14 protein-coding genes are annotated in these 15,958 nt (G+C 54.2%); 9 read left to right on the plus strand and 5 right to left on the minus strand.

Annotated features, from left to right (window positions below; genetic code table 11):
* Window positions 1-2: 2 nt before the first annotated feature.
* Window positions 3-1,067, minus strand: a complete 1,065-nt coding sequence (sohB, locus tag FFI95_RS07745) for a protease SohB (protein WP_144821851.1) — start codon at window positions 1,065-1,067, stop codon at window positions 3-5.
* Between the two features lie 227 nt (window positions 1,068-1,294).
* On the opposite strand from sohB, the gene FFI95_RS07750 reads away from it, so the two are divergent.
* On the plus strand, window positions 1,295-1,609 hold the full coding sequence (locus tag FFI95_RS07750) for an SCP2 sterol-binding domain-containing protein (RefSeq protein ID WP_144821852.1): 315 nt from the start codon (window positions 1,295-1,297) through the stop codon (window positions 1,607-1,609).
* Between the two features lie 91 nt (window positions 1,610-1,700).
* Here the strand turns inward: FFI95_RS07750 and FFI95_RS07755 are convergent, their stop codons facing one another.
* The 4 genes from FFI95_RS07755 to FFI95_RS07770 form a co-directional block, all read right to left on the minus strand.
* The gene (locus tag FFI95_RS07755) at window positions 1,701-3,407 is read right to left on the minus strand and encodes a FimL-related protein (RefSeq protein WP_144821853.1); all 1,707 of its coding nucleotides are present in this window, start codon (window positions 3,405-3,407) and stop codon (window positions 1,701-1,703) included.
* 133 nt (window positions 3,408-3,540) lie between these two features.
* Window positions 3,541-4,251, minus strand: a complete 711-nt coding sequence (gene dnaQ, locus FFI95_RS07760; RefSeq protein WP_144821854.1) for a DNA polymerase III subunit epsilon — start codon at window positions 4,249-4,251, stop codon at window positions 3,541-3,543.
* A gap of 32 nt (window positions 4,252-4,283) precedes the next feature.
* Entirely contained in the window at window positions 4,284-4,727 is a 444-nt protein-coding gene (rnhA, locus tag FFI95_RS07765; protein WP_144821855.1) for a ribonuclease HI, read from the minus strand.
* Window positions 4,712-5,470 (minus strand): class I SAM-dependent methyltransferase, encoded by a 759-nt coding sequence (locus tag FFI95_RS07770; protein ID WP_144821856.1) that lies wholly within the window; start codon window positions 5,468-5,470, stop codon window positions 4,712-4,714. The genes rnhA and FFI95_RS07770 overlap by 16 nt, the downstream gene beginning before the upstream one ends.
* Window positions 5,471-5,592: 122 nt before the next feature.
* Between FFI95_RS07770 and gloB the strand changes: the two genes are divergently transcribed.
* From gloB to FFI95_RS07810, 8 genes are all read left to right on the plus strand, one after another.
* Window positions 5,593-6,387 (plus strand): hydroxyacylglutathione hydrolase, encoded by a 795-nt coding sequence (gene gloB, locus FFI95_RS07775; protein ID WP_144821857.1) that lies wholly within the window; start codon window positions 5,593-5,595, stop codon window positions 6,385-6,387.
* 147 nt (window positions 6,388-6,534) lie between these two features.
* A complete protein-coding gene (locus FFI95_RS07780) occupies window positions 6,535-8,214 on the plus strand; it encodes a lytic transglycosylase (protein ID WP_144821858.1) in 1,680 nt (559 codons plus the stop codon).
* A gap of 71 nt (window positions 8,215-8,285) precedes the next feature.
* A complete protein-coding gene (locus FFI95_RS07785; RefSeq protein WP_144821859.1) occupies window positions 8,286-10,127 on the plus strand; it encodes an extracellular solute-binding protein in 1,842 nt (613 codons plus the stop codon).
* 15 nt (window positions 10,128-10,142) lie between these two features.
* A complete protein-coding gene (locus tag FFI95_RS07790; protein ID WP_144821860.1) occupies window positions 10,143-11,228 on the plus strand; it encodes a microcin C ABC transporter permease YejB in 1,086 nt (361 codons plus the stop codon).
* A 1-nt stretch (window position 11,229) separates the two neighbouring features.
* Entirely contained in the window at window positions 11,230-12,255 is a 1,026-nt protein-coding gene (locus FFI95_RS07795) for an ABC transporter permease (RefSeq protein WP_144821861.1), read from the plus strand.
* A 12-nt stretch (window positions 12,256-12,267) separates the two neighbouring features.
* Window positions 12,268-13,884, plus strand: a complete 1,617-nt coding sequence (locus FFI95_RS07800) for an ABC transporter ATP-binding protein (RefSeq protein ID WP_144821862.1) — start codon at window positions 12,268-12,270, stop codon at window positions 13,882-13,884.
* A gap of 64 nt (window positions 13,885-13,948) precedes the next feature.
* Window positions 13,949-14,734 (plus strand): enoyl-ACP reductase FabI, encoded by a 786-nt coding sequence (locus FFI95_RS07805; protein WP_144821863.1) that lies wholly within the window; start codon window positions 13,949-13,951, stop codon window positions 14,732-14,734.
* A 135-nt stretch (window positions 14,735-14,869) separates the two neighbouring features.
* On the plus strand, window positions 14,870-15,946 hold the full coding sequence (locus tag FFI95_RS07810) for a 3-deoxy-7-phosphoheptulonate synthase (protein ID WP_144821864.1): 1,077 nt from the start codon (window positions 14,870-14,872) through the stop codon (window positions 15,944-15,946).
* Window positions 15,947-15,958 lie beyond the last annotated feature (12 nt).

A 15,958-nucleotide genomic window follows, 5' to 3' on the forward strand; every position in this document is an offset into this window, starting at 1 on the left:
GACTATTGGATTTTCTGGTTACGAAAAGCACTCAGCACTTTCCATACAGTGTGCTCGAGCGCAGAACTGGTTGCCAGCCCCAGCTTCTCCGGCAGTTTCTTCTTGCGCTGGAAGGTTACAGACACCACATCTGCTTTATCACAGGCCTCTATGAGGTATTCATCCGACGTTTTAATCTCGTCAATCAGGTTCACCTCCAGAGCCCGCTGCCCAAACCAGATATCGCCGGTGGCGACTGCGTTTATATCAACGTTCGGGCGACGCTCACTGACATAGTCCTTGAACAGGTTGTGAGTATCATCCAGATCTTCGAGGAACTTCTGGCGACCTTTATCTGTATTTTCCCCAAAAACTGTCATGGTGCGCTTGTGCTCGCCCGCGGTCAGCACTTCAAAGTCCACACTGTTCTTCTTCAGCAGACGATGGAAGTTGGGCAGTTGTGCTACCACGCCGATGGAGCCCAGGATTGCAAAAGGAGACGCAACAATGCGATCTGCAACGCAGGCCATCATGTAACCACCACTGGCCGCCACTTTATCGACACAAGCGGTCAGGTGAATGCCTTTATTACGTATGCGATCCAGTTGCGCAGCAGCCAGGCCGTAGGAATGCACCAGCCCGCCACCACTTTCCAGACGAATAACCACTTCATCCTTCCCGGGTTCTGCGACACTCAATACCGCGGAAACAGCCCGCCGCAAAGGCTCAGTATCGCTTGCTTTTATGTCGCCATCAAAATCCAGAACATAGATCCGGGCAGGACTGGCCCCGGCGCCCTCGCCTTCTGCCTTCTTTGCTTTGCCAGCTTTTTTCTTGAGCTTGTCTTTCTTCTTTTTAACCTTGCTCCAGGCTTTGCGCTCCTGATCCGACATGAGGCGTGACTGAATGGATTCTTTCAGCTTCCGATAGGTTTCATTCAGTTTACGAACCTGCAGTTCACCATCGTCTTCAGCCTCCCCTTTTTCTTTCTGGGTTGCAGAAACAACCATAGAAATAACGACCACTGCAGCAACCACAAAAGTGATCACTTTGGCCAAAAATAAACCGTACTCAGTCAGGAACTCCAATTCGCTTCTCCAGCCAGTTTTGCAAGCACGAGAGTGTAACTTACCGAAACTCTTGTGATAAGCAGAGCAAAAAATTAAAACAAGCGTTCGATCGACCTTGACAGCCTACACATCTCACCATAAAGTCGGAGCTTGAAGTCGGCTCCACCCGGCTGCCGCCTGAGCTTGCATAGCCAGGCATGTAACGCCGTAATCAAGACAAGACAATCTTTTAAAAGGGTAAAATAATGTCTGTAGATCAAATCTTTGAAAAACTCGAACAGAATTTCAACGCAGACGCAGCTCAGGGCCTGGATCTGGTCTTTCAGTTTGATATAGAAGACGACAAAACCTATCACCTGGTTATCAACGACGGCACATGCAAACTGCATGAAGGCCCTCACGACGATCCTTCCGTAACGCTGATTATGAACTCTGAAACCTTGCAGGGTATCGTTTCTGGCGAAACCGACGGTATGCAGGCTTTCATGGCCGGGCAGCTGCGCGCTGAAGGCGACATGATGCTGGCAACCAAGCTGGGTGAGCTGTTCAATATGGGCTGAGTGTCCCCCCCATTTAATGAGCTCAAAAAAACCGCGCCCATGAATCATTTGGCGCGGTTTTTTATTTTCAGCCCGGATCTTTCAGGTCTGATTACAGCCCAATATCGTCCAGTGACGCCTGCGCCAGCCTGAGCAGGTCCCCACTGTCTTCATCACGTTTACCAATATTCTCGATATAGTATTCAAGAGAGGTCAGCGCATCTGCAACCGCCTCAAGGACCTGGGGTTCAGGGTCGCCTCCGGCATCCAGCAGACGGTCCTGTATAGAGCTGGCAACCCGTTCCAGTATGCTGGCCGCCCCCGAATGATTCACCATTTGCAACCCTCCCCATATGCTGTGCAGCGTTGTGGGCAGGTTTGCCAGGTTGAGTTTATCGTAACCGGACTCTACAAAGGCCGTGATGGCACGTTTGGCAAGTACAAGCGCATTACGAGCCTCTTCAGCCACTACATATAAAGCCTCCTGCAGATACACAGATTCCCGGGGTGCCTGCCCGGTTGCCGCCAGCGTATCGGTTTCAGCTGTAATGCCACGACTGACCAGCTGCATAGCAGCATCTTCGATCCCGAGCAGGGAGTCAGCAAGCTGCGAAATCTCGTCGCTGTCTGGCAAGCGCGACTCAGCCTCCCACTGCCGTAGCCGTCCTGCCTCTTCCTGCGCACTGGCAGCCAGGCGATTCAAATCCAGCATGATCAGTGTTTTTCCGAGGCGTTCGAGGGAATCAGCTATGGCAGCGAACTCGGCCAGATCCGGCTCAATACCTCGCTCGATAATATCAAGCTTGTCTTTAAGTTGGTTCAGTTCATCCTGCAATGCCTCTGACAAGGAAGTCAGCACATCTGTACCTGGCCCATACAGACGCTGCGCATGCGCTTCCATCACATCGTCGGTGAATTCGGCCGGGGCTAGCTGGTAAGTTGAGAGTATCCGGGTAACATCAGAGTCAGTGGACCCACTGAAGTACAACAGGTAAACAAGGTCGCGAACCAGGGAGTCCGGGGCGTTCTTGGTGGTTGCCACCCTGCCCACGTAGACCATTTCCCGGGCATACTTCTCAACGCGCATGAACATGCGCTTTCGAGCCCTGGTGATAGCCATCGACCGATCGAGCATGGTGTTGGCGGTAACTGCAACCAGACACCACATTTGCCCCAGAGGAGCGCCTTCACACAAGCGGGCAAAGCCTCTGGCTGCGCGGCCAATGAGCTTCAGGCTGATCACCGGGTCACGGTCGCGCAGCATGCCCAGTAATGCTACCTGCATCGTCAGGCGCATGCGCCGGCTGGTTGTATCGTAGTCACTGTTCGTGCGCACAGCGTCAGACTCCGGCAAGCCGGCGCAAAAGTCAGGCTGCTGTTTTATATCCAGATCAAAGAAGCAGGATTCAGGATAAGGCCTTTCCCCACGTGCTTCGCGCAGCTCGTTAATGAGCGGCAGCAGCAGTTCGGGATGGTCTGCACGCTGCTGCTGGTGATACTCGACATAGCGTTGCAGAATGAACAGCGCATTGTTCAGTTTAATCAGAAGAATGTCTTTGTCATCACTCGCACCAACCGGTACATCGTTAGCGATAGCAACCGCTTCCTGGCATAACAATGTGCCGCCACGCAGCTCTACAAGCGTAAAAATTCCGCGGAGCTGGTTCAGGAAATCGAGACAGTTTTGTAAATCCTGCCCGCTTTCCCGATCTTCCTGAAATCGCTCCAGACTGGTTTCTGCCTGCTTAATCGTCTGCTCAATTTCACTTTTTACAAGGTCAAACGATTGCGACTTTGTGGCCAGAGACGACTGAACCATAAACTTTTCCTGTCAAATTGCGGTAACCTCCCACCTTCCTGGTGAGGCAGGGTTGGCCAGCGTTCCTTATACCATAGAACTCCGGAGCCCCGGCAAACCCGTAGTGTAACAGTTGGTTAAAGCACAGTTACACTTACACGCTTTCCTCCAGCTTACTCCAGACGGTTGTTCCCGCCTGCTTTTCCAGCGCTGACATAAAGCTCTGATGGGCTTCGTGCTCTGCTTTCGTAGCGGAAATGACCGGTAACGCTGGCCGATCTGCGCTCAACCTGCGGAGACCACCGTTAAGGCCTTCATTGTCCGAGCCAGCGTCCAGAGACAGAGCCGTCTGGCCGCCGGTAAGCAGAAGGTATACTTCTGCCAGAATCTCCGCGTCCAACAGCGCGCCATGAAGTTCCCGGTTGCTGTTGTCCACCCCGTAACGCTTGCACAGGGCGTCCAGGTTATTTTTCTGGCCGGGGTGTCTCGCCCTGGCGACTGCCAGTGAGTCGACCACACCGCAGTAATCCTCGGTTTTGCGAACCGGTTTCAGCCGACCGAACTCCGAATCCATAAAGCCTATATCAAAGGCAGCATTATGGATGACAAGCTCAGCACCTTTTATGAACTCAAAGAACTCGTCAGCAACATCCGCAAACTTTGGTTTGTCTGCAAGGAACTCGTTGGTAATCCCGTGGATAGTGATAGCCTCTGCTTCAACTTCCCGCTCAGGATTAATATAGACATGGTAGTTTCGCCCGGTCAGCCGGCGCTCCACCATTTCCACACAACCTATCTCGATAATCCGGTGCCCTTCTGCCGGGTCTATACCTGTTGTTTCCGTATCCAGTACAACTTGTCTCATATTCTCCACACTGATCCGATTCCGATCTGCACTCAGCTTTCTGTCATTTCGGCAACGCCCTTGTTTGCAAGCTCGTCTGCCAACTCATTATCCGGAATGCCCGCATGGCCTTTGACCCAGTGCCAGTTTACGGTGTGCCTGGCTGTTTCCGAGTCCAGCTCACGCCACAGGTCTTCATTTTTGACCGGCTTTTTTGCAGAGGTTTTCCAGCCATTGCGCTTCCAGCCTGCCATCCACTCTGTAATACCTTTGCGTACATACTGGGAGTCAGTATACAACTCCACCTCACAGCTGCGTTTCAGGGCCTTTAACCCTTTAATAGCGGCCAGTAATTCCATCCTGTTATTTGTAGTGTGGCGCTCACCACCGTGCATGGTCTTCACGGCCTCACCGTAACGCAAAACCACACCCCAGCCGCCACGACCGGGATTGCCTTTGCAGGCCCCATCGGTATAAACAATTACCTTTCCGGACATTCATACTCCCGTGTGTGAACCAATCCAATCACCTTGTTTCTGCGCCAGACGGTCCTTTGCGGGATTCGGGCACATACGCGTTTTTTCGCTAGGATACAGTAATATGCGCCCACAGGGAGAACCCCATAGCCTGATAATTTCTCGCAAAGCCCGCCAGACGAGCGGCCACCGACACGCTGAACAGGTAACCGGAAAAAGTGCGTACCTGAGGCTTCAATTTTAAAGTTCAGCAAGTACAGCCAGTCTTCCATTCGCCGGCGCCACAGAAACCGCGCGCCCCACGGACCTGCTTTGCGTTGCGACACTGCCTTGCGCACACCCCATGTACTCAGCGGGTTAAACCCTATAAGTACGATTGTGCCCTCTCCCCGAAGAACCCGGGCGGCCTCACGCAGCACCTGGTGCGGGTAAGGGGAAAAGTCGGCCGTATGGTGAAGCAACACCAGATCCATGGAGTCTCCGGGGAAAGGCAGTTCGTCAGCATCACAAACGACCACACCGTCCGGTATGCCGGCACAGTGCTCAGGTGTGCTTATTATCTTCTGGGTAAAGTCTGTGCTGTTCGTTAAAGGAAGCCGGTGACTCACACCCACCTGAAGCTGCCTTGCCCCGGTCAGATGCGCCAGACTGCGCTCCAGATGTGCGCGCTGGTTTGCCAGGAGGTGGCGCCCTAACGGGGTCTGGAACCAGTTCTCAAAACTTTTGTTCCGGGATGAGTAATCAATGGCCTGACCCTGTTTCACACTGCTTCCACTCCCACGTTCAACGGTTTTGGTGGCGCCTCTCTAAGGGAGAGTTGTTGGGACCCTGATCATTATGTTCTATTATACCAGCCACACATGCCAAGCATACACGGGGATATCTGATGCTTACTATCTCTGCCATCCCGGCCTTCAATGATAACTACATCTGGTGTCTTGCAGATTCAGACACGGGTAAAGCTTTGATTGTGGATCCCGGCCAGGCGAAGCCGGTTCAGGAACACCTGCATGCAAACGGACTGACACTCGACACCATTCTGGTTACCCACCACCACCCTGACCATGTAGGCGGTATAAAGACCCTGGTACAGGACACTCCTGACTGCCGGATAACCGGTCCGGCTGAGTCTCCCTTTACCGAGAGCACCAATAAAGTCCACCCGGGGGATGAAGTCGTATGGGAGGACATTACGTTTAAAGTACTGGGAGTCCCGGGTCATACCCTTGACCATATCGCGTTTTACTCCGATGTGAATGTTGATGGCCGGCCAGTGCTGTTTTGCGGCGACACGCTTTTTGTGTGTGGCTGCGGTCGTCTGTTTGAGGGCACGCCCGCCCAGATGCTTGAGTCACTCAGATCCCTTCGGGACTTGCCAGGCGAGACGGCTGTGTACTGTGCCCACGAATATACGCTGGCAAACCTGAAATTCGCCCGCAGCTGGCTTCCTGATGACCCGGACCTTGAAGCCTTTGAGCGCAAGTGTCAGGAAAAACGGGACGCCGGTGAGCCAACCGTGCCATCCGTCCTTGAAGATGAAAAACAGCTCAACCCTTTTCTGCGCTGGGACGATCCGGCGGTTGTGAGTGTTGCAAAAGCCTACTGCGCAAAACATGGCCTGCCAGCAGATTCAGACAGCGCCATATTTGCGGCTATACGCCATGGCAAAGACAATTTCTGATGGGTAAGCGTTTCCTGTCACTGTCGTAACCAGAGGCATATTGACCAGAAGAAAGCGACTCCCATAGAATTGCCCAACTTTATTCGCGTAACCTGTTAAATACGCCGGGTTTTCAAGATCAGACCCGGCCACCACCCGGACGTGCCTATGTCGGTTGAAAGACTGCCCCTGCTGTTCTTCTTCAGTTTACTGGCAGGTGGCTGCACCTCATTGTTTCCGGCCACTGAAACAAAAACTGCAAACCCTCTTGAATCTGACAGGGTAACCGTCGCCGTTGGTGACGATAACCTCGAGGCTGTGCGTGACCAGCCCCTCGACGAATCCATATCGCCAGAGCTCAAGGCCGCCGCCAGAGAAGCCCGGGAGAAACTGGACACCCCAAAGGATGATGCAGCCGAAGAAAGCGAGCAGCCAAGGGATTTATGGGACCGCCTGCGGGCCGGCTTCGCCCTTGACCATACGATTGACAACCCCAGGGTCAGCAGTCTGGTAAACCGGTATTCAAAGCACCCGAACTATATCAACCGGGTTGTTGAGCGTGGGGGCCGCTACCTGCACTATATTGTTAACGAAACCGAAAATCGTGGCTTGCCTGCAGAGTTTGCCCTGTTGCCCATTGTAGAAAGTGCCTTTGACCCTTTCGCCTACTCCCACGGCCAGGCCGCCGGACTTTGGCAGTTCATCCCCTCTACCGGCAAATACTTTGGCCTTACCCAAAGCTGGTGGCATGATGAGCGTCGCGATGTTATTGCTGCCACAGATGCGGCACTGACGTATCTCGACCGGCTCACACAGCGTTTTGACGGCGACTATACACTGGCCCTTGCGGCCTACAATGCCGGCGGTGGCACAGTCTCCAAGGCCATGCGCCGAAACCGGCAAAGCAACAAACCCCAGGATTTCTGGTCGTTGCAGCTGCCAAAGGAAACCCGGCATTACGTTCCTAAACTGATCGCTCTGGCGAAGATATTCGATGACCCTGAAGCTTACGGCGTTGAACTCCCGAGCCTGACAGACGAGCCTTACTTTGAAATTGTAGAAACCGGAGGGCAGCTCGACCTGGCACAGGCTGCCGAACTGGCGGGCGTTGATATCGATGAAATTTACCTGCTCAACCCCTCCTATAACCGCTGGGCAACTGCCCCGGATGGCCCACACCGCTTGCTTGTGCCACGGCCAAATGCTGAACAGTTCCGCACGGCTCTGGCTGAACTTCCACAAAAAGAACGGGTGTCCTGGCGCAATTATGCGGTCCGTTCCGGCGACAGTCTGAGTACCATCTCCCGCAAGTTCTCTACCACCCCGGCTGTGCTGCAGCAGGTCAACAACCTTAACAGTGACCTGATCCGCGTTGGTCAGCGCCTGCTGATACCCTCGGCGTCAAAAGCATCTGATGCATACGCCCTGAGTGCTTCCAGGCGGCTTGAACGCAAACAGGGCAAAAAACGGGACGGCACCAAAGTGCGCTACCGGGTACGTCGTGGTGATACCTTCTGGGATATCGCCCGCGAGCACCGGGTGTCTGTGCGCCAGGTTGCAGCCTGGAACAATATGGCGCCCGGCGACCCGCTTATTCCCGGGAAGGAGCTGGTCATCTGGTCAGCAACCGCCCAACCTGCGGCCACTTCCGCAGATAACAGCCGTGGTAAAGCCATGGTTCGTAAAGTCGGGTATCAGGTTCGTAAAGGCGACTCACTTGCACGTATAGCGAACCGCTTTGCTGTAAATGTGCGGGATATCGCAAGCTGGAACGATCTCAATACAGCACGTTATCTGCAACCAGGGCAAAGTCTGGTACTCTACGTTGATATCCGGAACAGCCCCTGAGGGCTGCCGGGTCCGGCGCCTGGCAGGAAGCCCGGCGCGCCGGCCTGAAACATTCAGAATGTGCGAGACCCATGACAACAACCCGAATCGTCCCACGCCTTGTAAGCACCCTTTCCTTTCTGGCTCTGCTGGGCCTTCCCGGCTTTGTGTCAGCAGCTGACGCCAGCCCTGATAGTTCCTCTGAACAAACCGAAGCCGTTCACGGACTGGCCATGCACGGGGAGCCTCGCTACCCCGAAGGTTTCAGCCACTTCGATTATGTCAACAAGGATGCCCCTAAAGGCGGCGCGCTGAAGATGGCCGTAGTCGCTAACGGCTTCGACTCTTTCAACCCGTTCAGCGTTCGTGGTGTAGCCGCGGCCGGTATCAGCAACTACCTTTACGACACCCTTCTTGAATACTCTGCCGATGAGCCGTTTTCCATGTATGGCCTGATTGCTGAATCAGTAGAAACACCTGAAGATCGCAGCTATGTCACCTTCAACCTCAGACCGTCCGCCCGCTTTCAGGATGGCGAGCTCATCACTGCAAAAGACGTCAAGTTTTCATTTGAGATACTGACCACCAAGGGACATCCGTTTTACCGGAACTATTATGCAGACGTCAGCAAAGTAACGGTGGAAGGTCCGCGCCGGGTTCGCTTTGATTTTCAGCAGAGCAGTAATCGGGAATTGCCGCTGATTCTCGGGCAAATGCCCATTCTGCCCGCTCATTACTGGGCAGACCGCGACTTTGACAAGAACGGTCTGACCCCGCCCGTGGGCAGTGGTGCCTACCGGATTTCTGATTTTGAGGCCGGGCGTTCTGTTGTCTATGAACGGATTGAGGATTATTGGGCGAAAGACCTGGCCGTCCGCAAAGGCCGCTTTAATTTCGACGAAATCCGATACGATTACTACACAGATGACACGGTTGCGCTCGAGGCCTTCAAGGCGGGCAGCTTCGACTTCCGGCTGGAAAGCTCCGCAAAAAACTGGGCAACGGCCTACACCGGCGACAAGTTTGATAACGGCACCATTACCAAGGAAGCCATTGAACACCACCGCCCGACGGGAATGCAGGGTTTTGTATTCAATACCCGCAAACAGGTCTTCAGTGACCCCAAAGTTCGCGAAGCACTTTCGTATGCATTTGATTTTGAGTGGACCAACAAAAACCTGTTCTACGGTCAGTATGCCCGTACAAACAGTTATTTCGAAAACAGCGAACTGGCGTCCACTGGCCTGCCGGAGGGCCGGGAGCTGGAAATACTGAATCAATTCCGGGATCAGCTCAGCGAGCGTGTCTTCACTGAGCCTTTTGAAGCACCGTCCACCAGCGGCAGGCACGGTCTCCGACAAAACCTGCGAACCGCCATGGAGCTGTTGCGCTCGGCCGGATACGAAATCCGTGATGGCAAAATGGTTCACTCAGAGACCGGAAAGCCACTCAGCTTCGAAATCCTGCTGTTCCAGAAAACCTTTGAGAGAGTTGTACTGCCCTTCAAAAACAACCTGGCCCGGCTGGGTATCGATGTGTCCGTGCGCCTTGTGGACAGCAATCAATACGTCCAGCGTGTACGCCAGTTCGATTACGATATGATTACCCAGGCCATTGGTCAGTCAGACTCTCCGGGCAACGAGCAGCGTGAGTACTGGCATTCATCGACGGTCGATGTGAATGGCTCCCGTAACTACGCCGGTGTAAACGATCCTGTCGTCGATAAGCTGGTCAGGCTGGTTATACAGGCTCCGGACCGGGAAGAACTGGTCCAGCGCACGCGGGCCCTCGACAGAGTCTTACTCAACGGTCACTATGTTGTGCCCCACTGGCACCTTGCAAAAGACCGCGTTGCCTATTGGAGCCACCTGAAGCACCCGGAAGACACACCCAAAAACGGTACCGACCTGGATAACTGGTGGGCTGAGCCCTGAGGGAGTTACCGCTGAATGGGGATCTACATATTACGGCGCCTGGCGCTGATTATTCCTACCCTGATCGGTATCCTGCTGCTCAATTTCGTAATCGTTCAGGCAGCACCCGGTGGCCCGGTGGAACAGCTGATTGCGGAGATGGAAGGCCATGGGGGCAGCGCCCTGGCCCGGGCATCGGGCGGTGGGGCCGGAGGCGAGGTTTCCAGCTCATCGGGTGACAGCCGCGGTTCCCGGGGCATTCCGGACGAAATGCTGAAAGAGATCGAAACGCTGTACGGTTTTGACAAACCGGCGCATGAGCGTTTCTTCAAAATGCTCAGGGATTACGCCACGTTCAATTTCGGGGACTCCTTTTTTCGTGAAAAAAGCGTGACCGAACTGATTCTGGACAAGATGCCGGTATCTGTTTCCCTGGGCCTCTGGTCAACCCTGATTATCTACTTCATCTCCATCCCTCTGGGTATCCGCAAAGCCGTCTCAGACGGCTCCCGTTTCGATGTCTGGAGCAGCTCTGCAATCGTGATCGGCTACGCCATTCCCGGCTTCCTGTTTGCTATTCTGCTGATTGTCCTGTTTGCTGGAGGCAGTTATTTTGATTGGTTCCCCCTGCGCGGGCTCACCTCTGCCAACTTCGAACAACTCAACTGGTATCAGAAAGTTGCCGACTACTTCTGGCACCTCGCGTTACCGGTAACCGCAAACGTTATCGGTGGCTTTGCCACCCTGACACTGCTGACCAAAAACTCATTTCTGGATGAAATCGGCAAACAGTATGTCGTCACGGCCAGGGCCAAAGGCCTGGATGAAAAACAGGTGCTGTACGGCCACGTATTCCGTAATGCCATGCTGATTGTAATTGCCAGCTTGCCCGGGGTACTCGTTTCCCTGTTTTTTACCGGTTCTCTGCTGATAGAAGTCATTTTCTCCCTGGACGGTCTTGGGCTGCTGGGTTTTGAAGCGGCACTTAACCGGGATTACCCTGTGATCTTCGGCACCCTCTTCATCTTTACCCTGATGGGACTGATCCTCAAACTGATTTCCGACATCACCTACGTACTGGTTGATCCACGAATCGATTTTGAAAGCCGGGAGGGGGCGTAGCATGAAAACCCTCACCCCGATTCAGCAACGTCGTTTACGGAATTTTCGCAATAACCGCCGGGGCTTCTGGGCTCTGTGGCTCTTCCTGTTTATTTTCGGCCTGACTCTTGCCGCGGAGCTGATTGCCAACGATCGGCCACTGGTTGTGTACTATCAGGACAGTCTCTATTTTCCGGTGATCGAAAATGTGCCGGAAGAAACCTTTGGCGGTTTCCTGCCAACCGCTGCAGATTACCGGGACCCTTTTATCGCGGATGAGATCCGGGCCAATGGCTGGATGCTCTGGCCTCCTATCCGTTTCAGCTATGACACCATAAATTACGACCTGGATGTGCCCTCACCTGCCCCGCCCAGCAGTGAAAACTGGCTGGGCACCGACGACCAGGGACGGGATGTGGCAGCAAGGGTTATTTATGGATTTCGTATCTCGGTCCTGTTCGGGCTGACACTCACGATTGCAAGCTGCATTGTCGGTGTGACGGTCGGCGCCATACAGGGGTTTTACGGTGGCAAAACCGATTTGTTCGGACAGCGCTTTATTGAAATATGGTCAGGCCTGCCCGTTCTTTACCTCCTGATTATTCTCTCCGGCATAGTACAGCCAAATTTCTGGTGGCTGCTGGGAATTATGCTGCTGTTCAGCTGGATGGGACTGGTCGATGTTGTGCGTGCAGAGTTTCTGCGTGCACGCAACTTTGAATATGTGAAAGCGGCTCGCGCGCTCGGGCTTGGTAATCGCAAAATCATGTTCCGGCATATTTTGCCCAATGCCATGGTGGCGACACTTACCTTTTTGCCATTTATTCTTACGGGCGCCATCACCGGCCTGACCTCTCTGGACTTCCTTGGTTTTGGTCTGCCCTCCGGCTCCCCCTCCCTCGGAGAGCTGATTGCCCAGGGCAAGGCCAACCTCCATGCTCCCTGGCTGGGCATTTCGGCATTCGTGTCCCTGTCATTGATGCTGACCCTGCTCGTCTTTGTGGGCGAAGCCGTGCGGGATGCCTTTGATCCCCGCAAGAACGGTTAAGAGCGAGTTGATATGACTGAATTCCTGCAGATATCCAATCTCTCAATCAGCTTCAGTCCGGGCACAAAAGCCGTGGACTCGTTGTCGCTCAGCCTGAAGGCGGGTGAAACTCTGGCGCTGGTGGGAGAAAGCGGCTCCGGCAAGTCAATCACAGCCCTGTCGATTCTGCGTCTTCTGGATGAGCGCCAGGCGACCTACCCCAGCGGTGAGATCCGCTACCATGGCGAAGACCTCCTGCAGGCATCAGACAAGCGTTTGCGCCAGGTTCGTGGGCGTAAGATCAGCATGATCTTTCAGGAGCCCATGACCTCTCTGAACCCACTTCACAGCGTTGAGAGGCAGATTGGTGAAACTCTGGAACTGCATAAGGGCATGCGCGCAGAACAGGCCCGGAAGCGCTGCCTTGAGCTTCTGGAGCTGGTTGGTATCGAAAACCCCGAAACCCGCCTTACATCGTATCCACATCAACTCTCGGGCGGTCAGAAACAGCGGGTGATGATCGCCATGGCGCTGGCAAACGAGCCCGAGCTGCTGATCGCTGACGAGCCGACCACTGCGCTGGATGTCACTGTGCAAAAGCAGGTTCTGGAGTTGCTTCAGAGTCTGCAGAAAAAACTGGGTATGGCAATTTTGCTGATCACCCACGACCTGAGCATTGTGCAGCGGTACGCCAGCCGCGTTGCCGTTCTCGAGCATGGGCAACTGGTTGAGCAGAACCGCACACAAACCCTGTTCGCCTCACCGGAGCACCCATACACTCGTCGACTGCTCGGTGCTGAGCCACCGCCGGCACCTCTGAGTCAGTCGGAGGCTTCCCGGCCGCTTCTGAATGTGAGTAACCTCGATGTCCGGTTTCCCACACGCAAAGGGCTGTTTGGTAAGGTAAAAGAATACTTTCACGCAGTCCGGCAGGTGGGGTTTACCCTGGATAAAGGGCAGACGCTCGGTATTGTAGGCGAAAGCGGCAGCGGCAAGACAACCATTGGCCATGCCCTGCTAAAACTGACAGCCTGCACCGGTAGCATAAAGATAGACAATCAGGAGCTGTCAGCACTGGACCAACGGGCATTCCGCCCCTGGCGCCGCCGCATACAGATTGTTTTTCAGGATCCCTTTGGTAGCCTGAGCCCTCGCATGTCGGTGGCGGAAATCGTTTGCGAAGGCCTGGAGATACACAGCCCGGACAATCCCGGGAGCCATGACCGACAGGTAATTACCGCACTTGAAGACGTGGGCCTGGACCCTGAGGCAAGACACCGTTACCCCCACGAGTTTTCAGGGGGACAACGTCAACGCATCGCCATTGCCAGAGCTCTGGTGTTACAACCGGATCTGATTATCCTGGATGAGCCCACATCGGCCCTTGATCGCACGGTGCAAAAACAGGTGATCGAACTGCTTCGTGATATTCAGGCTCGCTATGGTTTAAGCTATATCTTTATCAGCCATGACCTGGCCGTTGTCCGGGCGCTGAGCCATCAGCTTCTGGTTCTGAGACACGGAACGGTGGTGGAGTACGGAGACGCTGCTGATATTTTCAGGGCGCCTGCGCAGGAATACACTCGGAATCTGCTTGAAGCAGCATTTTTCTATCGGCAGGACAGCACCGCTGATACTACGACTATTTGAGCGTTACCCCGGCCAGAAGGTTTCGGGGATAATGCATTAAAATCAGGAACACACGGAGAATATCATGGGAATACTCAGTGGCAAGAAAGCGCTGATTGTTGGCGTAGCCAGTAAACTATCCATCGCATATGGCATTGCGGACGCCTTTGCCCGCGAAGGCGCCGAACTGGCCTTTACCTACCAGAACGAAAAGCTGAAGCCGAGAGTTGAAAAGTTTGCCGAGGGCTGGGGCAGCAACCTCATTTTCCCCTGTGATGTTGCCAGTGATGAAGAAATCGACAATGTGTTCAAAGAGCTTGGCCAACACTGGGACAACATTGATATCATAGTCCACGCTGTTGGCTTCGCGCCGGGTCATGAACTTGACGGCAACTACGTGGATGTCACCACTCGTGAAGGCTTCAGAACCGCTCATGACATCAGCTCCTACAGTTTTGTTGCCCTGGCCAAAGGGGCCCGGTCAATGATGCACGAAGGCAGCTCACTGCTCACGCTGACTTACCTGGGTGCTGAAAAGGTTCTGCAGAATTACAACGTGATGGGACTGGCAAAAGCCTCCCTGGAAGCAAACGTCCGCTATATGGCTGCCAGCCTGGGCCGTGATGGCATACGGGTGAATGGCATTTCTGCCGGGCCTATCCGCACACTGGCGGCATCCGGAATCAAAAGCTTCCGGAAAATGCTCGCGGAAAACGCCAGGCGTGCACCGCTGCGTCGCAACGTCACCATTGATGAAGTTGGTAACGCCGCAGCGTTCCTGAACTCTGACATGGCCAGCGGTATTACGGGTGAAATCATGTACGTAGATGCCGGGTTCAATATTACCGGCATGGGCGAATTGGAAGAGTAACAGCCTGAAACAGCAAAATTCACCGGAACCGGTTACATAACCGGGCCCGGTGCTATTCGCATTAACCTGCGGCCTTGTTGAATCTTTTAACCGTACAGCTGGGCGCAAAGGTAGGAATCGGGGAAGTAACAAAACATGTCCGGCAATAGTCTTGAAAACCTGAACGTCGCAAGTCAGGAAACACTGATCACGCCTGAGCAGCTCAAAAACAGCATGCCGCTCTCGGATAAAGCAGCAAAAACCGTCGCTGAAGGCCGTCAGGCCATATACGACATTCTTGATGGCAAAGATCATCGCTTATTCCTGGTCGTTGGCCCCTGCTCTATCCATGACCCGGAAGCCGCTCTCGATTACGCCAGGCGCCTGAAGAAGCTAGCTGATGAAGTCAGTGATACGCTGCTTATTATTATGCGGGTGTACTTTGAAAAACCCAGAACAACCGTAGGCTGGAAAGGGCTGATCAACGATCCGCACCTTAACGACACCTTCGATATTGAACGTGGTCTGCATCTCGGGCGCCGCCTTTTGCTCGACATTAACGAACTCGGGCTTCCGGCCGCCACCGAAGCTCTGGATCCGATCTCACCCCAGTATCTGCAGGATACAATTTCCTGGTCAGCAATTGGGGCCCGCACCACAGAGTCCCAGACTCACCGGGAGATGAGCAGTGGCCTGTCCACCGCGATCGGCTTTAAAAACGGCACAGATGGCAACCTGGATGTCGCAGTCAATGCGATGAAATCAGTCTCTTACCCCCACAGTTTTCTGGGGATTGATCAGCAGGGTAAAGGGGCCATTATCCGTACCAAAGGCAACCGCTACGGGCATGTTGTCCTGCGCGGCGGAGGCGGCAAGCCCAACTATGATTCGGTGAACGTCGCGCTTTGCGAGCAGGCGCTGGAAAAGGCCGGCTTACGCAAATCCATCATGGTGGATTGCAGTCATGCCAACTCCAGCAAAGACCCGTCCATTCAGCCTCTGGTTATGAACGATGTCAGCCTGCAGATTATGGAAGGCAACAAGTCCATTCAGAGCCTGATGATTGAAAGCAATATTAACTGGGGCAACCAGTCAATCCCGGAAAACCTGGAAGACCTGAAATACGGTGTGTCTCTGACGGACGCCTGTATTGACTGGGAGGCCACCGAAACGGCCATTCGCGAAATGCACGGCAAGCTCAAAAACGTACTGCCCGAACGCGTAGCCGGCTGAACCGGATAGCCC

It is taken from the genome of Marinobacter piscis, from assembly GCF_007671655.1.
In the GTDB taxonomy this organism is placed as follows: Bacteria; Pseudomonadota; Gammaproteobacteria; order Pseudomonadales; family Oleiphilaceae; genus Marinobacter; species Marinobacter piscensis.